General features: G+C 75.7%; 6 protein-coding genes. All 6 read left to right on the forward strand.

Going from position 1 to position 24,008, the window contains the following annotated elements:
- The first annotated feature begins 10 nt into the window (after nt 1–10).
- The 6 genes from ACIQVD_RS32820 to ACIQVD_RS32845 all read left to right on the forward strand — a co-directional run bounded on the left by ACIQVD_RS32820 (nt 11) and on the right by ACIQVD_RS32845 (nt 23,813).
- The gene (locus ACIQVD_RS32820) at nt 11–7,978 is read left to right on the forward strand and encodes an amino acid adenylation domain-containing protein (RefSeq protein ID WP_402292577.1); all 7,968 of its coding nucleotides are present in this window, start codon (nt 11–13) and stop codon (nt 7,976–7,978) included.
- Nucleotides 7,978–15,192 carry an amino acid adenylation domain-containing protein gene (locus ACIQVD_RS32825; protein WP_402292578.1) on the forward strand — a complete coding sequence of 2,405 codons (7,215 nt, stop codon included), beginning with the start codon at nt 7,978–7,980 and terminating at the stop codon, nt 15,190–15,192. Before ACIQVD_RS32820 ends, ACIQVD_RS32825 begins: the two co-directional genes overlap by 1 nt.
- Complete coding sequence (locus ACIQVD_RS32830; RefSeq protein ID WP_400692610.1) at nt 15,189–16,013, forward strand: ABC transporter permease; 825 nt, start codon at nt 15,189–15,191, stop codon at nt 16,011–16,013. Before ACIQVD_RS32825 ends, ACIQVD_RS32830 begins: the two co-directional genes overlap by 4 nt.
- A 183-nt stretch (nt 16,014–16,196) precedes the next feature.
- Nucleotides 16,197–16,862 (forward strand): HAD family hydrolase, encoded by a 666-nt coding sequence (locus tag ACIQVD_RS32835; RefSeq protein ID WP_402292579.1) that lies wholly within the window; start codon nt 16,197–16,199, stop codon nt 16,860–16,862.
- Between the two features lie 94 nt (nt 16,863–16,956).
- Nucleotides 16,957–18,582 carry an L-glutamate gamma-semialdehyde dehydrogenase gene (gene pruA, locus ACIQVD_RS32840; RefSeq protein ID WP_402292582.1) on the forward strand — a complete coding sequence of 542 codons (1,626 nt, stop codon included), beginning with the start codon at nt 16,957–16,959 and terminating at the stop codon, nt 18,580–18,582.
- A gap of 293 nt (nt 18,583–18,875) precedes the next feature.
- Nucleotides 18,876–23,813 (forward strand): NAD-glutamate dehydrogenase, encoded by a 4,938-nt coding sequence (locus ACIQVD_RS32845; RefSeq protein WP_402292580.1) that lies wholly within the window; start codon nt 18,876–18,878, stop codon nt 23,811–23,813.
- The last annotated feature ends 195 nt before the right edge of the window (nt 23,814–24,008 follow it).

Raw genomic sequence — 24,008 nt, forward strand, 5'->3', positions numbered from 1 at the left:
TGGAGACGTCATGACCTCGCCCACCCGTTCGACCCTCCCGCTGACCGGCGCCCAGACCGGCATCTGGTTCGACGAGCAGCTCGCCAGCGGACGCCTCGCCTACAACATGGCGGACTACCTGGACATCAGGGGCCCGCTGGACGACCGGCTGCTCGTCGGAGCCCTCACCCGGGTGACGGACGAGGCCGAGTGCACCCGGGCGAGGTTCTCCGAGGCGGACGGCCTGCCGGTCCAGCGGATCGAACCGCTGGACGGACTCCCGCTGCGCACCGTCGACCTGACGGACCACCGGGACCCGGTGGGCGAGGCGCTGCGGCTGATGGACGAGGACCTGCACCGGCCCTTCGACCTGCTCGGCGGCGTGCTGTTCCGGGCCGTCCTGTTCCGGGTGGCCGCCGACCGCTCCCTGCTCTACCTGGCCATGCACCACCTGCTCTCCGACGGCTACAGCCGCCTCGCGGTCTACCGCAGGCTCAGCGAGGTCTACGGGGCGCAGGCCGCGGGGGAGCCGGTCGCGGACGGCGCGCTGCCCGGACTGGAACTGCTGCTGCGCGAGGAGGCCGACTACCTGGGGTCGGCCGCGGTGGAGCGCGACCGCGCGTTCTGGGAGGGCCACCTGAGCGGCCCGGCCGGGCCCACCAGCCTGGCCGCGGGCGCACCGGTGCCCGGCACCGCGTTCCTGCGCGGCAGCCTCGCGCTCGACGCGCCCACCGCCCGGGCGCTGCGCGCGGCGGCCCGCGCCGCCGAGGTGACCTGGCCGACCTTCGCGATCGCCGCCGCCGCCGCGTACACCGGCAAGGCCGCCGGCCTGTCGGACGTGCTGCTCACCCTGCCGATGACCGCCCGGCTGACCGCCACCGCCCGCTCGGTGCCCGGCATGGTGGCCAACTACCTGCCGCTGCCGGCCCGGGTCGGCCCCGCCACCACGGTGGGCGGACTGCTCCGCGACACCTCCCGGACGCTGGCCCGCTCGCTGCGCCACCAGCGCTACCCGGCCGACCGGATCCGCCGCTCGATCGGCCTGCGGGCCGACGACCGGCGGCCGTTCGGCCCGTTCGTCAACGTGCTCCCGCAGACCCCGCAGTTCCGGCTCGGCCCGTGCGAGGCCCGGCTGAACAACCTCTCCACCGGGATCGTCGACGACCTGATGATCACCGTCCTGGACGGCCCCGACGACGGCGTCGAACTGCACCTCAACGGCAACCCCGCGCTCTACGGCGAACAGGAGGTCACCGACCACCTGCACCGCTTCGGCGCCTTCCTGCGCCGCCTGGCCGACGCCGACCCGGACACCCCGCTGGGCCGCCTGGACCTGGCCACCGACGCCGAACGCGCCCGCCTCGCGCGGGCCGGCACCGGACCGGCCGGCGCACCGGGCGGCTCGGTGCCGCAACGGGTGCGGGAGTTCGCGCTGCGCACCCCGGCGGCGCTCGCGGTGAGCGACGGGCGCACCGCGGCCTCCTACTCCTCGCTGGTCGGCTGGGCCGACGAGCTGGCCGCCGCGCTGGCGGCCGACGGGGTCGGCCCGGACACCCTGGTCGGCGTCCTGGCCGAGCCCGGCACCGCCTTCGTCGGCGCGGTACTGGCGGTGCTCACCGCCGGCGCGGCCTACGTGCCGCTGGACGTGCACGCGCCGCCGGCCCGGACCGCCGGGCTGCTCGCCGACGCCCGGGTCGGCCACCTGCTGGTCGGCCCCGGGCAGCGGGACCTGGCCGCCGAGGTGACCGCCGAGCCCACCACCCCGGCCGGGACGCGGCTCCACCCGCTGCCGCCGGGGCTCACCGCGCACCCCGTCCCGCTCTTCGACCCGCTGCCGCCGCGGGCCGCCGGCCAGGACCTCGCCTACGTGATCTTCACCTCCGGCTCCACCGGCAAGCCCAAGGGCGCGATGGTGCACCGCGACGGCCTGCGCAACCACCTCGACGCCAAGATCGACGACCTCGGCCTGGCCGCGGGCGACCGGGTGGTGCAGAACGCGCCGGTCACCTTCGACGTGTCGGTCTGGCAGATGCTCGCGCCGCTGCTGGTCGGCGGCACCGTCCGGGTGGTCGACCGGGCGACGGCCGCCGACCCCGACGCGCTGTTCGCCGTCACCGCCACCGAGCAGGTCACCGTCCTGGAGGTGGTCCCCTCGCTGCTGCGGGCCGCCCTGGACGCCTGGGACGCGCTCGACGCCACCCCCGCCACCGGCCGGCTGCGGCGGCTGGTGGTGACCGGCGAGGCCATGCCGCCGGACCTCTGCCACCGCTGGTGGCAGCGCTACCCGGCGATCCCGCTGGTCAACGCGTACGGACCCACCGAGTGCTCGGACGACGTCACCCACGCGCTGCTGTGCGCCGGTGACGAGGTGGGCCCGCGGGTGCCGATCGGCGCGCCGGTGCGCAACACCCGCCTGTACGTGCTCGGCGACGACCTGCGGCCGGTGCCGCCGGGCGGCGCGGGCGAGCTGTACGTGGGCGGCGCGGGCGTCGGGCGCGGCTACCTGCACGACCCGGTCAGGACCGCCGGCGCCTTCCTCGCCGACCCGTACGGGGCGCCCGGCGCCCGGATGTACCGCACCGGCGACCACGTCCGGTGGCGCCCCGACGGGCAGGTGGAGTTCCTGGAGCGGCGCGACCACCAGGTCAAGGTGCGCGGCCACCGGATCGAGCTGGGCGAGGTCGAGGCCGCGCTGCGCGCCCTGCCCGGGGTGCTGGACGCGGCCGTCACCGCGCCCAGGGACGCCGCCGGCCGGGCCCGGCTGGTCGCCCACCTGGTCGCGCCGGGCACCGACCCGGCCGCCGTGCGGGAGGAGCTGGCCCGGGTGCTGCCCGACCACCTGGTGCCCACCGCCTGGATGCCGCTGCCGGCCCTGCCGCTGACCGCGCACGGCAAGGTCGACCGCAAGGCGCTGACGGCCCCCGGCACCCCCGCCCCCGCCGCCGACCCCGGCCGGGGCGCTGCCGCCGCGTCCGCCGGTCGGCGGCCGGCCACCGAGGCGCAGCGGGTGCTGTGCGAGGTGTTCGCCGAGGTGCTCGGCCTGGCCGAGGTCGGCGTCGACGACAACTTCTTCACCCTGGGCGGCGACTCGATCAGCTCCATCCAGGTGGTCAGCCGGGCCCGGACCCGGGGCGTCGTGCTCCTGCCGCGGGACGTCTTCGCCCTCAAGACCCCCGCCGCACTGGCTGCGACCGCCGCCGGCCCCACCGCCGGGCGGACCGTCCGCCCCGACGCCGACGCCGAGGACGGCGTCGGCGAGGTCGAGCCGACCCCGATCATCGCCCAGCTCACCGAAGACCTCGGCGAACTCGATGGCCCGGCAAGCGAGTTCAGCCAGTACGTGGTGGTCAGGACGCCGCCCGGGCTGACCGTCGAACGGCTCACCGAGCTGCTGGCGGCCCTGCTCGCCCGCCACGACGCGCTCCGGATGGCCGTCACCGCGACCGCGCCCGGCGTCTGGACGCTGCGCACCCGGCCGCCCGGCGCCGTCGACGCCGCCCGGCTGGTCGACGCGGTCGACGCCACCGGGGCGCTCGGCGACCCGGCCGCGCTCGACGCGCTGGTCGCCGAGCAGGTCCGGGCCGCCCGCGCCCGGCTCGTCCCGGCCGAGGCCGGGACGCTGCGGGCGGTGCTGCTGGACGGCGGCCCCGCGAGGGACGGCCGACTGCTGCTGCTCGGCCACCACACCGTGGTCGACGGGGTCTCCTGGCGCATCCTGGTCGCGGACCTGGAACGCGCCTGGACCGCCCTGGCCGCCGGACGCCCGCCCGTCCTGGAGCCCGTCCCGACCTCCTACCGGCGCTGGGCCGCGATCCTGGGCGAACAGGCCCGCAGCAGCGCCCGGATCGCGGAACTCCCCTACTGGCGAGAGCAGTTGACCGACGACCAGCCGCTCCTCGGGCGGCGCGCCCCCGACCCGGCCCGGGACACCTACGGCACGGCCGGCCGGCTGCGCCTGGAACTGCCCGCCGACCGGACGGCGGCGCTGCTCACCGCGGTGCCCGCGGCCTTCCACGGCGAGATCAACGACGTGCTGCTCGGCGCGCTCGCCCTGGCCGTCACCGACTGGCGCGCCCGGCACGGGGCCGACGGCGGCGCGCCGGTGCTGATCGAGCTGGAGGGCCACGGCCGCGAGCAGATCGCCGAGGAGGCGGACCTGGCCCGCACGGTCGGCTGGTTCACCACCGTCTTCCCGGTCCGGCTGGACCCCGGCCGCCACGACCGCGCGGAGGTCCTGGCCGGCGGCCCGGCGCTCGGCGCCGCGGTCAAGCGGGTCAAGGAGCAGCTGCGCGCCGTCCCGGACCGCGGCATCGGCTTCGGCCTGCTGCGCCACCTCAACCCGCAGACCGCCCGCCTGCTGGCGGCCGCCCCCGCGCCCGCGCTCGGCTTCAACTACCTGGGCCGGTTCCGGGTCGACGGCGGCACCGGCCCGTGGACGCTGGACGGCGGCAGCGCGGTGGTCGGCACCGGCGTGCACCCCGACATGCCGCTGCGCCACCCCCTCGCGGTCACCCCCGTCACCGAGGACCGCGCCGACGGCCCGCACCTGGTGGCCGACTGGCTCTGGGCGGACGGCGTGCTGACCGGGGCCGAGGTCCGGGACCTCGCCGAGACCTGGTTCGCCGTGCTGCGCGCCCTGACCGACCACGCCGCGACGCCCGGCGCGGGCGGCCGCACCCCGTCCGACCTGCCGCTGGTGGCGCTCGGCCAGCCCGAGATCGAGCAGATCGAACGGGGCGAGGGCGGCCCGGTCACCGACGTGCTGCCGCTGACGGCGCTCCAGCGGGGCCTGCTCTTCCAGGCCGAGTTCGACCCGGACGGCACCGACCCGTACACCCTCCAGGTCACCGCCGACCTGGTCGGCGCGGTGGACCGGACGGCACTGGAGGACTCGCTGGCCGCCCTGCTGGAACGCCACCCCCACCTGGGCGCGGCCTTCCACCACCGGCCCGCCGGCGCCCCGGTGGCGGTGCTGCGCGCGGGCGTCCGGGTGCCGCTGGCCGCCGACGACCTCTCCGGGCTCGGCACGGCCGAGCGGACGGCCGCGCTGGACCGGCTGGCCGACCGGGAGCGCGCACGCGGCTTCGACCTGTCCCGCCCGCCGCTGATGCGCTGGACGCTGGTGCGCCTGGACGAGGACCGGCACCGGCTGATCTGGACCCTCCACCACATCCTGGTGGACGGCTGGTCGATGCCGCTGCTGGTCCGCGAACTGCTCACCTGCTACCGGCACGGCGGCGCGGCCGACGCGCTGCCCCCCGCCGTCCCGTTCCGCGGCTACCTGGCGCACCTGGCCGGCCAGGACCGCGGACGGGCCCGCGCCGCCTGGCGCGCCGCGCTGGCCGGACTGGCCGAGCCCACCCTGCTCCGCCCCGCCGCCCCCGACCGGCGCCCGGCCCCGCCCGCCCGCCTGCCGCTGCTGCTGAGCGAGGAGGAGACCGCCGCGGTCACCGGCTTCGCCGCCCGCCGCGGCCTGACCGTCAACACCGTCTTCCAGGGCGGCTGGGCGATCCTGCTGGGCCGGCTGACCGGCCGCTCGGACGTGCTGTTCGGCTCCGTCGTCTCCACCCGCCCGGCCGCGCTGCCCGGGGTGGAGGAGATCGTCGGCCCGTTCCTGAACACCCTGCCGGTCCGGGCCGTGCTCGACCCCGCCGACCCGGTCGACGCCCACCTCCAGCGGGTCCAGGACGCGCAGGCCGCGCTGCGCGACCACGACCACCTGGGGCTCGCCGAGATGCTCGACGGCAACCCCGCGCTGGCCGGCCTCGGCGAACCCTTCGACACCGCCCTGGTGTTCGAGAACTTCCCGGTGGACGGGGCCGCCGACGCCGCGGACGGCACCGGCCTGCGCATCGAGGAGGTCTCCGCCCGCGACGCCCGGCACTACCCGCTCAGCCTGGTGGTCCTGCCGGGCCGACGGCTGGAGGTGCGCTTCGACTACGCCCCCGACCTGCTGACCGAGGACCAGGTCGCGGTGATCGCCGACCGGTTCCGCCGGCTGCTGCTCGACCTGGCGGCCGGAACCGCCGCACGGCTGGGGCAGCTGGACGTCCTGACCGAGGACGAGACCGGCCTGCTGCGCAAGTGGAACGACACCGCCCGCCCGGCCACCGGGGCGATCCGCGCCGGAGTGGTCGAGCAGGTGCGGGAGTTCGCGCTGCGCACCCCGGCGGCGCTCGCGGTGAGCGACGGCCGCACCGCCGCCTCCTACTCCTCACTGGTCGGCCGGGCCGACGAACTCGCCGTGGCGCTGGCGGCCGACGGGGTCGGCCCGGACACCCTGGTCGGCGTCCTGGCCGAACCCGGGACCGCTTTCGTCGGCGCGGTGCTGGGCGTGCTGCAGAGCGGCGCGGCCTACCTGCCGCTGGACGTGCACGCGCCGCCCGCCCGGACCGCCGCGCTGCTCGCCGACGCCCGGGTCGGCCACCTGCTGGTCGGCCCCGGACAGCACGACCTGGCCGCCGACCTGACCGTCGAGCTGACCGCCCGGGCCGCCCCGACCGGCGGCACCGCACCGCGTGTCCGGTCGCTGGACGGGGAGTTCAGCACCGGCGCCGTCCCGCTCGACCGGCTCGCCGAGCCGCTGGGCGGACCGGACGACCTCGCCTACGTGATCTTCACCTCCGGCTCCACCGGCAAGCCCAAGGGCGCGATGGTGCACCGCGCCGGGATGGCCAACCACCTGCTCGCCAAGGTCGAGGACCTGGACCTGGCCGCGGGCGACACGGTGGTGCAGAACGCGCCGGTCACCTTCGACGTGTCGGTCTGGCAGATGCTCGCGCCGCTGCTGGTCGGCGGCACCGTCCGGGTGGTCGACCGGGCGACGGCCGCCGACCCGGACGCGCTGTTCGCGGTGGCCGAGGCCGACCGGGCGGCGGTGCTGGAGGTGGTCCCCTCGCTGCTGCGGGCCGCCCTGGACGCCTGGGACGCGGCCGGTACGGCCCCCGCCGGCCGGCTGCGGCGGCTGGTGGTGACCGGCGAGGCGATGCCGCCGGACCTCTGCCACCGCTGGTGGGCGCGTTGCCCGGAGATTCCGCTGGTCAACGCGTACGGCCCGACCGAGTGCTCGGACGACGTCACGCACGCCGTGCTGCGGCCGGGCGACGGCGTGGACGTCCGGGTGCCGATCGGCGCGCCGGTGCGCAACACCCGCCTGTACGTGCTCGGCGACGACCTGCGGCCGGTACCGCTGGGCACGGTCGGCGAGCTGTACGTGGGCGGCGCGGGCGTCGGGCGCGGCTACCTGCACGACCCGGTCAGGACGGCCGCCTCGTTCGTCGCCGACCCGGACGAGCCCGGCGCCCGGATGTACCGCACCGGCGACCACGTCCGGTGGCGCCCCGACGGGCAGGTGGAGTTCGTCGAGCGGCGCGACCACCAGGTCAAGGTGCGCGGCCACCGGATCGAGCTGGGCGAGGTCGAGGCCGCGCTGCGCGCCCTGCCCGGGGTCACCGACGCGGCCGTCACCGCGGTCGGGGACCGGTCGGGGGCCACCCGGCTGGTCGGGTACGTGGTGGGCGGCGGCGACCCGGCCGGGGTGCGGGAGGAGCTGGCCCGGGTGCTGCCCGACCACCTGGTGCCCACCGCCTGGGTGCCGCTGCCGGCCCTGCCGCTGACCGCGCACGGCAAGGTCGACCGCAAGGCGCTGCCCGCGCCCGACCAGGCCGCGCCCGCCGCCGGCCGGCGGCCGGCCACCGGGGCGCAGCGGGTGCTGTGCGAGGTGTTCGCCGAGGTGCTCGGCCTGGCCGAGGTCGGCGTCGACGACAACTTCTTCACCCTGGGCGGCGACTCGATCAGCTCCATCCGGGTGGCCGCCCAGGCCAGGGCCCGCGGCCTCGGGATCACCCCCCGGGACGTCTTCGGGCACCGCACCCCCGCCGCCCTCGCGGCGGTGGCCGCCGCCGCGCCGGCCGAAGCGGCCCGCGCCGCCGCGCCCGCCCCGCTGCTGGAGCTGAGCGAGGACGAGATGGACGAACTCGACATCGAGCTGGAGTCATGATGGGACGCACCGTGGGACGTGGCCGCACGAGCGAGTTCCTGCCGCTCTCACCGCTGCAGCAGGGCTTCGTGTTCCACGCCGACTTCGTGGAGCGGGGCGTCGACGTCCACGTGCTGCAACTGGTCGCCGACCTCGCCGGGGACCTGGACGCCGGGCGGCTGCGGGCGGCGCTGTCCGGCCTGCTGGAGCGGCACGCCGGCCTGCGGGCCTGCTTCCGCGCCCGCCGCTCCGGCGAGCCGGTGCAGGTGGTGCCCGCCGCCGTCGAACCGCCCTGGCGGGAGCACGACCTGTCCGGGACGGCCGGGGACGAGCGGGCCGCCGCGCTGGAGCGGCTGACCGAGGCCGACCGGGTCGAGCCGTTCGACCTGACCCGCCCCCCGCTGCTGCGCGCCACCCTGGTGCGGCTCGGCGGCGGCCGGCTGCGCCTGCTGCTGACCGTCCACCACATCGTGCTGGACGGCTGGTCGATGCCGATCCTGCTGGAGGAGCTCTTCACCCGGTACGCGGGCGGCCCGGCGCCGACCGCGCCCGTCCCGCACCCCCGGGAGTACCTGGCCTGGCTGGACCGGCAGGACCGCGCGGCGGCCCGGGCGGCCTGGCGCGCCGCGCTGGCCGGCGTCGAGGAGCCCACCCACACCGTCCTGCCGGACGCCGCCCGGGCCGCGCTGCTGCCCCGGACGGCGGTCGCCGCGCTGGCGCCGCGGGACACCGCCCGGCTGGCCGAGTGGGCCCGCGCCCGCCAACTCACCCTCGGGACCGTGGTGCAGGGCTGCTGGGGCCTGCTGGTCGGCCAGCTGACCGGCCGCTCCGACGTGCTCTTCGGCGTGGTCGACTCCGGCCGCCCCGCCGACCTGCCCGGCGTCGAGTCGATGGTCGGCATGTTCGCCAACACGCTGCCCACCCGGCTGCGGCCGGACCCGGCCCGGACGGTGGCGCAGCTGCTCGCCGACTTCCAGGACCAGCAGGCCGAGCTGCTCCCGCACCGCCACCTGGGCCTCGCCGAGATCCAGGAACTCACCGGCCTCGGCGGCCTGTTCGACACCGCGGTGATGTTCCAGAACTACCCGATGCCCGCGGCGACGGCCTTCGCCGAGCTGACCGGCCTGACCCTGCACGGCTCCGAGATCCGCAACGCCACCGAGTTCCCGCTGAGCCTGGTCGCCCTGCCCGGCCGGGAACTGGAACTGCGGGTCCAGTACCGCCCGGACCTGTTCGCGGACGCCGAGGCCGAACGGCTCGCCCACCGGCTGGCCGCCCTGCTCGGACGGATCGCCGAAGCGGCCGACCTCCCGCTCGCCCGGCTGGACCTGCTGGAACCCGCCGAACGCGACGAACTGCTGCACGCCCGCAACCGCACCGAGGCGCCCGCGCCCGCCGCGCTGCTGCCCCGGCTGCTCGCCGACCGGGCCGCCGCCCGGCCCGGCGCCGTCGCGGTGCAGTGCGGCGACGAACAGCTGACCGCCGGCGAACTGCACGCCCGGGCCAACCGGCTGGCCCGCCAGCTGATCGACCGCGGCACCCGGGTCGGCAGCGTGGTCGGCCTGGCCCTGGCGCGCTCCGCCGACCTGGTGGTGGCCGCCCTCGCGGTGCTCAAGACCGGCGCCGCCTACCTCGCCGTCGACCCCGAGCACCCGGCCGACCGGATCGCCCACATGCTCGCCGACGCCGCCCCCGCCGTCCTGCTGAGCACCGCGCCCGCCCTCGCCGGACTGGGCTGGACGGGCACCGCGCTGCTGCTGGACGACCCGGTGGCCGAGGCCGAGCGCGCCCTGCTCCCCGACGGCGAACTCACCGACGCCGAACGGGGCGCCGCGCTCAGCGCCGCGCTGCCCGCCTACGTGATCTACACCTCCGGCTCCACCGGCCGGCCCAAGGGCGTCGTCGTCCCGCACGGCGCGTTCGCCAACCTGGTCGACGACATGTGCCGCCGGCTCCGGGTCACCGAGGACGACCGCTTCCTCGCGGTGACCACCTTCGGCTTCGACATCGCGATGCTGGAGCTGTTCGTCCCGCAACTGGCCGGCGCCCGGCTGCTGCTGGCCGACCGGGCCACCGCGGTCGACCCGGCCGCGCTGGCGGCGGCCGTCACCACCGGCCGGGCCACCCTGATGCAGGCCACCCCGAGCCACTGGCAGGCGCTGGTCGCCACCGCCCCCGAGAGCCTGGCCGGGCTGCGGGTGCTGGTCGGCGGCGAGGCGCTGCCCGAACCCCTGGCGGCCGAACTGCGCCGCCGCGCGGGCGCCGTGTTCAACGTCTACGGGCCCACCGAGACCTGCATCTGGTCGACCGCCGAGCGGCTGGACGACACCCCGGCCGGCGCCCCGCCGATCGGCCGCCCGATCGCCAACACCCGGGTGTACGTGCTCGACCACGCGCTGCGCCCGGTGCCGGTCGGCGCGGTCGGCGAACTCCACATCGCCGGCGCCGGCCTGGCCCACGGCTACCTGAACCGGCCCGCGCTGAGCGCCGAACGCTTCGTCGCCGACCCGTACGGCCCGCCCGGCACCCGGATGTACCGCACCGGCGACCTGGTCCGCTGGCGCCCCGACGGCGCGCTGGACTACCTCGGGCGGACCGACCACCAGGTCAAGGTGCGCGGCTACCGGATCGAACTCGGCGAGATCGAGAGCGCGCTGGCCTCCCGGCCCGAGGTCGAACGGGCCGTCGTGACGGCCCGCGAGTTCGCCCCCGGCGACACCCGGCTGGTCGCCCACCTGGTGGCCGCGCCCGGCGCCGCGCCGGACACCGCGGCGGTGCGCGAGGGCGTCCGCGGCACGCTGCCCGGGTACATGGTCCCCTCCGCGTTCGTCTGGCTGGACGCCTTCCCGCTCAACCCGAGCGGCAAGGTGGACCGCGCGCGGCTGCCCGCCCCCGACCCGGCGGCGGCCCCCGGCCGGGAGGCCGCCGACCCGGTCGAGGAGATCCTCTGCGGGCTGTTCGCCGACGTCCTGGGCCTGGCCGCGGTGGGCGCCGAGGACGACTTCTTCGAGCTCGGCGGCCACTCCCTGCTGGCCACCCGGCTGGCCGGCCGGGTGCGCGGCGCGCTCGGCGCCGAGGTGTCGGTGCGCACCCTGTTCGAGCACCCCACGCCCGCCGCGCTGGCGGCCCGGCTGGACGCCGCCCCGGCGGCCCCCCGCCCGCCGCTGCGGGCCGCCGACCGGCCGGACTTCCTGCCGCTGTCGCACACCCAGCGCCGGCTCTGGTTCGTCAACCGGCTCGACCCGGAGGCCGGCGGCTACCACGTCCCGCTGGCCGTCCACCTGGACGGCGCCCTGGACCCGGTCGCGCTGCGCGCCGCCCTGGGCGACCTGACCGACCGGCACGAGATCCTGCGCACCGTCTTCCCCGACCTCGGGGACGAGCCGGGCCAGGTGGTGCTCGCCGCCGAGCAGGCCCGCCCCGCGCCCGAGCCGGAGCCGGTGGCCGGCGCCGACCTGGAGCGGCGGCTGACCGAGGAGGCCGACCGGACCTTCGACCTGGCCCGCGACCTGCCGCTGCGGGTACGGCTGTTCGCGCTCGGCCCGCAGGAGCACGTGCTGCTGCTGGTCGTCCACCACATCGCCTTCGACGGCTGGTCGACCCCGGTGCTCGCCGCGGACCTGGCCCTCGCCTACCGGGCCCGCACCGCCGGCACCCTCCCCGACTGGGAGCCGCTGCCGCTCCAGTACGCCGACTTCGCGCTCTGGCAGCGCCGGATGCTGGGCGCCGAGGACGACCCCGACAGCCTGCAGAACACCCAACTGGCCTACTGGACCGAGGCGTTGCGCGGCATCCCGGAGGAGCTCGGCCTGCCGCTCGACCACCCGCGCCCGCCGATCGCCGGCTACCGGGGCGACGTGGTGCGCTTCGCCGTCCCGGCCGACCTGCACGGGCGGCTGGTGCGGCTGGCCCGCTCGTCCGGGGTGAGCCCGTTCATGGTGGTCCAGGCCGCGCTGGCCGCCACGCTGGGCCGGCTCGGCGCGGGCGCCGACATCCCGATCGGCGTGCCGGTCGCGGGCCGCGCCGACGAGGCGCTGCACCCGATGGTCGGCTTCTTCGTCAACACCCTGGTGCTGCGCACCGACCTCGGCGGCGACCCCACCTTCCAGCAGCTGCTGCACCGGGTCCGCGACACCGACCTGGCCGCCTTCCAGCACCAGGACCTGCCGTTCGAACGGCTGGTGGACGCGCTCGCCCCGGTCCGCTCGCTCGCCCGGCAGTCGCTGTTCCAGGTGATGCTGGCCTTCCAGAACACCGAGGCCCCCCGGTTCGACCTGCCCGGCCTGCGCTCCTCCTTCCGGGAGACCGGCAGCACCGCGGCCAAGTTCGACCTGGTCTTCGAGTTCACCGAGCAGGGCCCCGGCGAGGGGCTGGCCGGCCGGCTGGAGTTCGCCACCGAGCTGTACGGGCGCGCGACCGCCGAGCGGATGGCGGCCCGCTTCCTGCGGCTGCTGGCGGCGGCCGTCGACGCGCCCGGGACGCCGCTGAGCGGCCTGCCGGTGCTCGACGAGGCCGAGCGGCGGCAGATCCTGGACGACTGGGCCGTCCCGGCCCTCCCCCCGGCCGCGCCGACCGGCGCCACCCTGCCCGAGCTGTTCGAGGGCTGGGCGGCCCGCCGCGGCGGGCACCCCGCCTTCGTCTCCGCCCGCGGCACCCTCTCCTACCGGGAACTGGACGCCCGGGCCAACCGGCTGGCCCGCGAACTCGCCGACCGGGGCGCCGGCCCCGGGGCGATCGTCGCCCTGATGCTGCCCCGCTCCGAGGAGCTGCTGGTCGCCCTGCTGGCCGTGCTCAAGTCCGGCGCCGCCTACCTGCCGGTCGACCCGGCCTACCCGGCCGACCGGATCACCCACATGCTCGCCGACGCGGACGCCCGGCTGCTGCTCACCTCGACCGGGACGCTCGCCGCCGGCGCGCTGCCCGCCGGCGCGCTGCCCGCCGGGGCCGCCGACCGGGCCACCGCCGTGCTGCTGCTGGACGACCCGGCCACCGCCGCCCGGGTGGCCGGGCGCTCCCCGGCGCCGCTCACCGACCGGGAGCGCCGCGGCCCGCTGCGCGACCACCACCCCGCCTACGTGATCTACACCTCCGGCTCCACCGGCCAGCCCAAGGGCGTGCTGGTCGTGCACCGCACGGTGGCCGAGCTGGCGGCCGACCACCGGCGGCGGTTCGCGATCGGCCCCGACACCCGGGTGCTGCAGTTCGCCACCTTCAGCTTCGACGCGGCGGTCTGGGAGCTGTGCTGCTCGCTGCTGGCCGGCGCCACCCTGGTGCAGGTCCCCGACGAGCTGCGGGCCGGCCGGCCGCTGGCCGACTTCATGACCGGGCAGCGGATCGACCTCTGCCTGCTGCCGCCGGTGGTGGTGGCCGCCTTCCCCGCCGACGCCGAACTCCCGGCGGACCTGGTGATGACGGTCGGCGGCGCGGCGGTCACCGCCGAACTGGTCGAGCGCTGGGGCCCGGCGGTGCGGCTGCACGACATCTACGGCCCGACCGAGACCACCGCGGTCTGCCTGGTCAGCGACCGGGTCACCGCGGGCCGCCCGCCGATCGGCCGCCCGCTGGCCGGCCACCGCGCGTACGTGCTGGACGCCGCCCTGGCCCCGGTGCCGGTCGGCGTCACCGGCGAGCTCTACCTCGGCGGCACCGGCCTGGCCCGCGGCTACCTGAACCGGCCCGCGCTGAGCGCAGAACGCTTCGTCGCCGACCCGTACGGCCCGCCCGGCGCCCGGATGTACCGCACCGGGGACCTGGTCCGCTGGCGGCCCGACGGCACGGTGGACTACCTCGGGCGGACCGACCACCAGGTCAAGGTGCGCGGCTTCCGGATCGAGCTCGGCGAGATCGAGAGCGTGCTGCTGGAGCACCCGCTGGTCGACCAGGCCGTGGTGGTCGCCCGGGAGGACCACCCGGGCCTGCAGACCCTGGCCGGCTACCTGGTGCCCGCCCCGGGGGCCGCGGTCGACCCCGCCGAGGTGCGCAGCCGGCTGGCCCGGCGGCTGCCCGACTACATGGTGCCGCCGGTGCTGATCACGCTGCCGGAACTGCCCGTGACGGTGAACGGCAAGCTCGACCGGGACGCCCTGCCCGCCCCCGACCGGACGGCCGGCCCCGGGCGCGCCCCGGCCACCGCGACCGAGCGGGCGCTGGCCGCCGCCTTCGCCGAGGTGCTCGGCCGCGCGTCGGTCGGCGCCGAGGACGACTTCTTCGCCCTGGGCGGCAACAGCATCGGCAGCGTCCAACTGGTCGCCCGGGCCGCCAAGAGCGGGCTGCGGCTGGCCGTGACGGAGGTCTTCACCCAGCGCACCCCCGCCGCGCTCGGCGCGCTGCTCGACCACCGGGGCGAACGGCCCAACGGCGCCGCCCACCTGGCCGGCCAGCTGCGCGCGAGCGGCCTGGCCGACGACCCGGACCCGTTCGGCCCGGTGCTGCCGATCCGCCCGACCGGCGAACTGCCGCCGCTGTTCTGCGTGCACGGCGGGCTCGGCACCAGCCTGCCCTACCTGGGCCTGGCCGGGTACCTCGACGAGCGGCGGCCGGTCATCGGCCTACAGGCGCCGCAGGTCAGCGGCGCGGGCGGGCCGTCGGCGAGCCTCGAGGAGCAGGCCGACGCGTACCTGGCCCGGATCCGGGCGATCCAGCCGCACGGCCCCTACCACCTGCTCGGCTGGTCCTTCGGCGGGCTGCTGGCCCACCAGGTGGCGGTGCGGCTGCGGGCCGCGGGCGAGCGGGTGGCCTACCTGGCCAACCTGGACGCCTTCCCGTACGACCGCGCGCTCGACGGCGAGATGCCGGGCCGCGACGGGCTGCTGACGAGCTTCCTGGAGTACCTCGGCGAGGAGCAGGCCGCGGCCGCCGCGGACGCGGTCGACCCGGCCGCCGTCGCCCGGGTGCTGTCCCGGCACGGCGGACCGTTCGCCACCCTCACCGAGGCCGACGTGGAACGGCTGGTCGCCGTCATGCGCCACCACGTGGAACTCGCCGAACGCTTCACCCCGGGCCGCTTCGACGGCGAGATGACGCTGTTCGTGGCGACGGCCGGCCGCACCGCCCGCGAGGTCGCCGACGCCGCCCGGCGCTGGGCCCCGCACGTGGCGGGCGGCGTGGTGGTCCACGGGATCGACCACGCCCACGAATACCTGATGCACCCGGCCCCGCAGGCCGAGATCGGCGCCCTCGTCGACGCCCGGCTGCGCCGGCTCGCCCGGAACCCCCGCTCGGAAAGGACCTCATGAGCACTCTCGCCGCAGGACCGCTCGCCGCGGCCCCGATCGGCGGCTCCGCCGTCGAGACACTCGCCCTGGCCGGACGCCGGCTGCGCCACCTGCGCCGGGCCCCCGGCCGGCTGATCGGCGTGGTGCTCAACCCGATGGTCATGCTGCTGGCCGTCGGCTACCTGTTCAAGAACGCGATCAAGGCCCCGGCCGGGGGCAGCTACCAGGAGTACCTGATGGCGGGCATCGCGATGCAGGTCGGCCTGGCGAGCATCGGCCCGACCGCGATCAGCGTCGCCCTCGACCTCAAGGCCGGCCTGATGGACCGGTTCCGCTCGCTGCCGATCGCACGCGCCTCGGTGCTGGTGGCGCACGCGATCGGCGACTTCCTGGTCAGCCTCGCCGTCCTGGCCGTGGTCTGCGCGGCCGGCCTGGCCGTCGGCTGGCGCACCCACGGCAGCCCGCTGTCGGTGCTGGCCGGCTTCGCGGTGGCGGCCGGGTTCGTGCTGGCGATGGTCTGGGTCGGCATCACCATCGGCCTGGTGGTGCGCAACGTCGAGTCGATCGACTCGATCGGCGCGCTGGTCCTGGTGGTCTGCACCTTCCTGTCGAACGCGGTCTTCCCGGCCGAGGCGATGCCGTCCTGGCTCCACCCGGTGGTCCAGTGGAACCCGATCAGCGCGGTCTCCGACTCCTGCCGCCGCCTCTGGGGCAACCCCTACGTCCCGGACGGCGGCTTCCCCGGCCAGCACCCCCACCTGGTGGCGGCCCTCTGGCTGGCCGCCCTGCTGGCCGGCACCGCCTGGCTCAGCCTGCGCACCTTCCGCCGGGCCGCCGACTAGGCCCTGTCCGGTCGGTCTTGCCGGGCGCGCGACGCCGGGCATCCCGCCTGGAAGCACCGGCGAAACACCCGAGTACATCCAGTACGAGGGCGTTCCGCCGGCACTCCCAGCCGGGCCCCCGACGCCGCGCGCTGATCCGGCAAGACCGACCGGACAGGGCCTAGCCCCGCGTACCCTTGCCGGGTGCGCACACACATAGTCTGGGACTGGAACGGCACCCTGCTGTCCGACATGGCGGCCGTGGTCGGGGCCAGCAACGCCGCGTTCGCGACGGTCGGGCTGCCGCCGTTGACGCTGGAGGAGTACCGGGCGCAGTACGAGATCCCGATCCCGCGGTTCTACGAGCGGCTGCTGGGGCGGGCGCCCAGCCCGGCGGAGTGGCTGGCGCTGGACGACGCGTTCCACGTCAAGTACACCGAGCTGTTCCCGGGGTGCGGGCTGACCCCGGGCGTCGAGGCGCTGCTGGCGCGGTGGGCGGCGGGCGGGCGCAGCCAGTCGGTGCTGTCGATGTACGCGCACGAGCAGCTGGTGCCCGCGGTGGACGCGTTCGGCCTGACCCCGCACTTCGCGCGGGTGGACGGCCGGCGCGGCGAGTCCGGCGGGCGCAAGGCCGGCCACCTGGCGGTGCACCTGGACGCGCTGGGCGACGGGATCGACCGCGGGCGGACGGTGCTGATCGGGGACGCCGCGGACGACGCCGAGGCGGCGCTCGCGGCGGGCATCAAGTCGGTGCTCTACACCGGGGGTTCGCACACCCGGGAGAAGCTGACGCACCTGGGCGTGCCGGTGGTGGACTCGCTCGCCGAGGCCGTCGCGGTGGCGGAGGAACTCGCCGGGTACGACAGGTAGGCGTGTCACGGCGCGCGGCGGGGGCAGGCGCGTCCAGGCTGGGGAAGTCCCAGCAGGTACCAGCACCCTTACGGAGCACCTCAGCACCATGCCGATCGACGCGGTCACCAACGTCCCCCCGCCCGTCACCGAGCCGCCGCGCGGGTACGCGGCGGGCAGCGCCGAACGGGCCCGGCTGGAGCGCAGGACGGCCGAACTGGCCGGGCGGCACACCTCGCTGCCGATGGTGATCGGCGGGGAGCGCCGGCTCGGCGGCGGCGAGCGCACCGAGCTGGTGCAGCCGCACCACCACGCGGCGCGGCTCGGCGTGCTGGGCAACGCGACGGCCGCCGACGTGCGGGCCGCGGTGGACGCGGCGCTGGCGGCGGCCGAGGGCTGGCGGCAACTCCCGTTCGACGACCGGGCCGCGGTGTTCCTGCGGGCCGCGGACCTGCTGGCCGGGCCCTGGCGGGAAACCCTGGTGGCCGCCGCCGTGCTGGGCCAGTCCCAGCCGGTGTGGCAGGCGGAGGCCGACGCGGTGTGCGAACTCGCCGACTCCTGGCGGTTCGACGCGCACCGCGCCCGCCGGCTGCTGGCCGAGCAGCCGCCCTCCCCGCCCGGGGGCTGGCACCGCGCCGACCACCGCCCGCTGGAGGGCTTCGTCTGCGCGGTCACCCCGTTCAACTCCACCGCGGTCGCCGGGCACCTGGCCACCGCGCCCGCCCTGATGGGCAACACCGTGGTGTGGAAGCCCGCGCCCGCCCAGACCCTGACCGCGCACCTGCTGGTGCTGCTGCTGGAGGAGGCCGGGCTGCCGCCCGGCGTGGTCAACCTGGTCACCGGCGACGGGCAGGCCCTCACCGAGGTGGCGCTGCGCGACCCGGCGCTGGCCGGGCTGCACTTCGCCGGCTCCACCGAGGTCCTCCAGCGGCTGTGGCGGGAGATCGGGGTGAACATCGCCCGCTACCGCACCTACCCGCGGATCGTCGGCACCACCGGCGGCAAGGACTTCCTGGTCGCCCACCCCTCGGCCGACCCGGCGGTGCTGCGCACCGCGCTGATCCGCGGCGCCTTCGAGTACCAGGGCCAGCGCTGCTCGGCGCTGTCCCGGGCGTACCTGCCGCGGAGCCTGTGGCGGCGGATCAAGGACGACCTGCTCGGCGAGGTGGACGCGCTCGCGGTGGGCGACGCCACCGACCCGGGCAACTTCATGGGCGCGCTGATCGACGCCCGGGCGTTCGCCAAGGTCACCGGCGCGATCGAGCGGGCCAAGGCGGACCCGCGGGTGGAACTGCTGGCGGGCGGTCAGTACGACGACGCGATCGGCTGGTTCGTGCGGCCCACCGTGCTGCTCGGCGGCGACCGCGACGGCGAGATCTTCTCCACCGCGTACGGCGGCCCGCTGCTGGCCGTGCAGGTCTACGACGACCTCCGCTGGGAGGAGGCGCTGGAGCGGATCGGCCGGGGCGCGCCGCACGGCCTGAGCGGCTCGGTGGTCGCCCGGGACCGGCGGGCGATCGCCCGGGCGGTGGAGCGGCTGCGGTTCGCCGCGGGCGACTTCCACGTCAACGACGAGCCGGCCGGCCCGGCGGGCCGGTGGCCGTCCGGCGGCCGGTCCGCCGCGGCCGGGACGGGCACCGCCGAGCACCTGCTGCGCTGGACCTCCACCCGCTCGATCCGGGAGACGTTCACCCCGCCGACCGACTACGTCCACCCGCACATGGAGTGGTCACCCGAATGACGGACAGCGGAGTGGGCATGCGTTGGACAAGGTGTCCAGGAAGGCCCGATCTTCCTGCAGGTTTGCTCCTCAGTGTCCCCTGACACCTTCGTTTCGTCAGGCTAGGCTGACGACGTCGCCGGTTATCGGTCAGGCAGGCCAAACGTACTGTCGTACCCGGGCGGAACGCGACTCATGCGTGCCTTGAGCGCTTTTCACCCCACGCGTACGGGAGGATTGCCGACGGGGCCCGGCGGTGCACCCACAGTCATCACCGAGTCACGCAACGGCGCGCGACGGGAGCCGAAACAGCCATGCAGACCAAGCTGGACGCAGCCAAGGCCGACCTGCTCAGGAAAGCAGCAGCAGCCGCTGAGAACAGCCAGGTGGGGGGAGCGGCGCCGGGGGAGGGCCTGAGCAACGGTGCTCTGGCCGCCTACCTGCACCACTACTACCTCCACACCGCCCCCGAGGACGTGGTCAACCGGGACCCGGTGGACGTGTACGGGGCCGCCGCCTCGCACTACCGGCTGGGCCTCAAGCGCCCGCAGGGCACCGCCGAGGTCCGGGTGCACACCCCGAGCGTCGAGGAGAACGGCTGGTCCTGCGGCCACACCGTGGTCGAGGTCGTCACCGACGACATGCCGTTCCTGGTCGACTCGGTCACCAACGAGCTGACCCGCCTGGACCGCGCCATCCACCTGGTCGTGCACCCGCAGCTCGCGGTGCGCCGCGACATCACCGGCAAGCTGCTGGAGATCCTCGACACCGACGCGTGCAACCGCGCGCAGGCCGCCGGCACTGAGTGGCCCGCCGACGCCGTGGTCGAGTCCTGGATGCACATCGAGATCGACCGCGAGACCGACCGCGACGACCTGCGCACCCTGGAGGCGGGCCTGCGCCGGGTGCTGGGCGACGTCCGCGAGGTGGTCGAGGACTGGTCGAAGATGCGCGACTCCGCGCTCCGGCTGGCCGACGAACTCGCCGAGCAGCCCCCCGCGCACCTGCCCGAGCAGGAGGTGGGCGAGGCGTGGGAGCTGATGCGCTGGCTCGCCGACGACCACTTCACCTTCCTCGGCTACCGCGAGTACGACCTGGTCGAGCACGAGGGCGAGGAGGTGCTCAAGGCCGTGGCCGGCACCGGCCTCGGCGTGCTGCGCGCCGACCCGCTCAGCCACGACAGCGACCACCACCCGGTCTCCGAGGCGTTCGGCCGGCTCTCCGCCCCGGTCCGGGCCAAGGCGCACGAGAAGAAGCTGCTGGTCCTCACCAAGGCCAACAGCCGCTCCACCGTGCACCGCACCGCCTACCTCGACTACGTCGGCGTGAAGAAGTTCGACGCCTCCGGCGAGCCGATCGGCGAGCGCCGCTTCCTCGGCCTGTTCTCCTCCGCCGCCTACACCGAGTCCGTCACCCGGATCCCGGTGGTGCGCCGCAAGGTGCAGGAGGTGATGAACGGGGCCGGCTTCTCCGGCGACAGCCACGACGGGCGCGACCTGCTCCAGATCATGGAGACCTTCCCGCGCGACGAGATGTTCCAGACCGCCGCCGCCGAGCTCCAGTCGATCGCCACCAGCGTCCTCTACCTCCAGGAGCGCCGCCGGCTGCGGCTGTTCCTGCGCCAGGACGAGTACGGCCGCTACTACTCGGCGTACGTCTACCTGCCGCGCGACCGCTACACCACCCGGATCCGGCTCGCCCTCACCGACATCCTCAAGAGCGAGCTGAACGGCGACACCATCGACTACACGGTGTACGCCACCGAGTCGGTGCTCACCCGCCTGCACTTCGTGATCCGGGTCGCCCCCGGCACCGAGCTGCCGCAGCTGTCCGACGCCGACGTCGAGCGGATCGAGAACCGGCTCGCCGAGGCCGCCCGGTTCTGGATGGACGGCTTCAACGACCAGCTGCAGAGCGAGTTCGGCGAGGAGCGGGCCGCCGAGCTGTCCCACAAGTACGCCACCGCCTTCCCCGACGGCTACCGCGCCGACTTCCCGCCGCGCACCGCCGTCGCCGACCTCAAGCAGATCGAGTCCCTCACCGGCGAGGGCGACTTCCGGCTCAACCTGTACCAGCCGGTCGGCGCCGGCGACGACGAGCGCCGCTTCAAGATCTACCGGGTCGGCGGCCCGATCTCGCTCACCGAGGTGCTCCCCGTCCTCCAGCGCCTGGGCGTCGAGGTCCTCGACGAGCACCCGTACGCGCTGCGCCGCACCGACGGCAGCACCGCCTGGGTGGTCGACTTCGGCCTCCGGCTCCGCGAGGGCACCGACCTCAACGAGGAGGACCGCGAGCGCTTCCAGGACACCTTCGCCGCCACCTGGCGCGGCGAGGCCGAGAACGACGCCTTCAACGAGCTCGTCCTCACCGCCAAGCTGTCCTGGCGCCAGGCCGTGGTGCTGCGCGCCTACGCCAAGTACCTGCGGCAGGCGGGCTCCACGTTCTCCCAGGACTACATGGAGGACGCGCTCCGCAACAACACCCACACCACCCGGCTGCTGGTCAACCTGTTCGAGGCCCGGCTCTCGCCCAGCCACCGGTCCGGCAGCGACGAGCTCACCGAGGGCATCCTGGAGGAGCTCACCGGCGCCCTCGACGAGGTCGTCTCGCTGGACGAGGACCGCATCCTGCGCTCCTTCCTGCACCTGATCAAGGCCACCCTGCGGACCAACTTCTTCCAGCACGACAGCGAGGGCCACTGGCACTCGTACGTGTCGATGAAGTTCGACCCCAAGGCCATCCCCGACCTGCCCGCGCCGCGCCCCGCCTTCGAGATCTGGGTGTACTCGCCCCGGGTCGAGGGCGTCCACCTGCGCTTCGGCAAGGTCGCCCGCGGCGGCCTGCGCTGGTCCGACCGGCGCGAGGACTTCCGCACCGAGATCCTCGGCCTGGTCAAGGCCCAGATGGTCAAGAACACCGTCATCGTGCCGGTCGGCGCCAAGGGCGGCTTCGTCGCCAAGCAGCTGCCCGACCCGGCGGTCGACCGGGACGCCTGGCTCGCCGAGGGCGTCGCCTCCTACAAGACCTTCATCTCCGCGCTGCTCGACATCACCGACAACCTGGTCGCGGGCGAGGTCGTGCACCCCCTCGACGTGGTGCGCCACGACGAGGACGACACCTACCTGGTGGTCGCCGCCGACAAGGGCACCGCGACCTTCTCCGACATCGCCAACGGCGTCGCCGAGCAGTACGGCTTCTGGCTCGGCGACGCGTTCGCCTCCGGCGGCTCCGCGGGCTACGACCACAAGGGCATGGGCATCACCGCCCGCGGCGCCTGGGAGTCCGTCAAGCGCAACTTCCGCGAACTCGGCGTCGACACCCAGACCGAGGACTTCACCGTCATCGGCATCGGCGACATGTCCGGCGACGTGTTCGGCAACGGCATGCTGCTCTCCGAGCACATCCGACTGGTCGCCGCCTTCGACCACCGGCACATCTTCCTCGACCCGAACCCGGACGCCGCGGCCTCCTTCGCCGAGCGCCGCCGGCTGTTCGACCTGCCGCGCAGCTCCTGGGACGACTACGACAGGTCGCTGATCTCGGCCGGCGGCGGCGTCTACCCGCGCTCCGCCAAGTCCGTCCAGCTCTCCGCGCAGGTCCGCGAGCGGCTCGGCATCGAGACCGCCAAGCTCACCCCCGCCGAGCTGATGAAGGCCATCCTGCAGGCCCCCGTCGACCTGTTCTGGAACGGCGGCATCGGCACCTACGTCAAGGCCGCCACCGAGACCAACGCCGAGGTCGGCGACAAGGCCAACGACGCGATCCGGGTCAACGGCGGCGACGTCCGGGCCCGGGTGATCGGCGAGGGCGGCAACCTCGGCTGCACCCAGCTCGGCCGGATCGAGTTCGCCTCCACCGGCGGCCCGCGCGGCGAGGGCGGCTGGATCGACACCGACGCCATCGACAACTCGGCCGGCGTGGACACCTCCGACCACGAGGTGAACATCAAGATCCTGCTCAACCAGGTCGTCGCCGACGGCGACATGACGGTCAAGCAGCGCAACGCCCTGCTCGCCGAGATGACCGACGAGGTCGGCCACCTCGTGCTGCGCAACAACTACGCGCAGAACGTGGTGCTCGCCAACGCCGTCGCCCAGGCCGCCAGCATGGTCAACGTGCACTCCCGCATGATCAACCGGCTGGAGGCCAACGGACAGCTCGACCGGGCCCTGGAGTACCTGCCCACCGAGAAGCAGATCCGCGACCGCCAGCAGGCCGGCCGCGGCCTGTCCCAGCCCGAGCTGTCGGTGCTGCTCGCCTACACCAAGATCACCCTGGCCGACGAGCTGCTCGCCACCGACCTGCCCGACGACCCGTACTTCCGGGACGTGCTGCACGAGTACTTCCCCAGCGCGCTGCGGGCCCGGTTCGCCGAGCAGATCGACCACCACCCGCTGCGCCGCGAGATCATCACCACCCTGATCGTCAACGACACGATCAACCGCGGCGGCTGCACCTTCGCGTTCCGGCTCCGCGAGGAGACCGGCGCGACCATGGAGGAGATCGCCCGCACCCACGCCGCCGCCCGCGCGGTCTTCGGCCTGGAGCAGATCTGGGACCAGGTCGAGCGGCTCGACAACAAGGTCGCCGCCCGGGTCCAGACCCGGATGCGGCTGCACGCCCGCCGCCTGGTCGAGCGCGCCACCCGGTGGATGCTCAACAACCGCCAGCCGCTGGACATCGCCGACACCATCGCGTTCTTCCACGACCGGGTCAACCAGGTCTGGGACGCGCTGCCCAAGCCGCTGGCCGGCGAGGACCTGGCCTGGTTCGAGTCCGTCCACCGCGAGCTGTCCGAGGCCGGCGTCCCCGACGACCTGGCCACCCGGATCGCCGGCCTGTCCTCCGCGTTCCCGACCCTCGACATCGTCGGCGTCGCGGACCGCTCGGACGCCGACGTGATGGAGGTCGCCGAGCTGTACTACGACCTCGGCGACCGGCTCCAGATCAGCCACCTGCTCGACCGGATCATCGACCTGCCGCGCACCGACCGGTGGTCCTCGATGGCCCGCGCCGCGATCCGCGAGGACCTGTTCGCCGCGCACGCCGCCCTCACCGCCGACGTGCTCGCCGCCGGGCCCGCCGGCTCCGGCACCGACGAGCGCTACACGGCCTGGGCCGACCTCAACAGCACCCTGCTCAGCCGGGCCCGCACCACCCTCGACGACATAAGGGGTTCGGGCAACTACGAGCTGTCCAGCCTCTCCGTCGCCATGCGGGTGATCCGCACCCTGCTGCGCAACGGCAGGTGAGGGAGCGGTAGTTCGGAGCCGGCCGGGGGGGGGGGGGGGGGGGCCCCCCCCCCCCCCCCCCCCCCGGGGGCGGCGGCGCCCCCCCCCCCCGCCCCCCCCCCCCCCCCCCCCCCCCCCCCCCCCCCCGCGCGCGGGGGGGGGGGGGGGCCGCCCCCCCCCCCCCCCCCCCCCCCCCCCCCCCCCGCCGACCCGGAG

Origin of the sequence: Kitasatospora sp. NPDC090308 (genome assembly GCF_044769485.1) — a bacterium.
In the GTDB taxonomy this organism is placed as follows: domain Bacteria; phylum Actinomycetota; class Actinomycetes; order Streptomycetales; family Streptomycetaceae; genus Kitasatospora; species Kitasatospora fiedleri.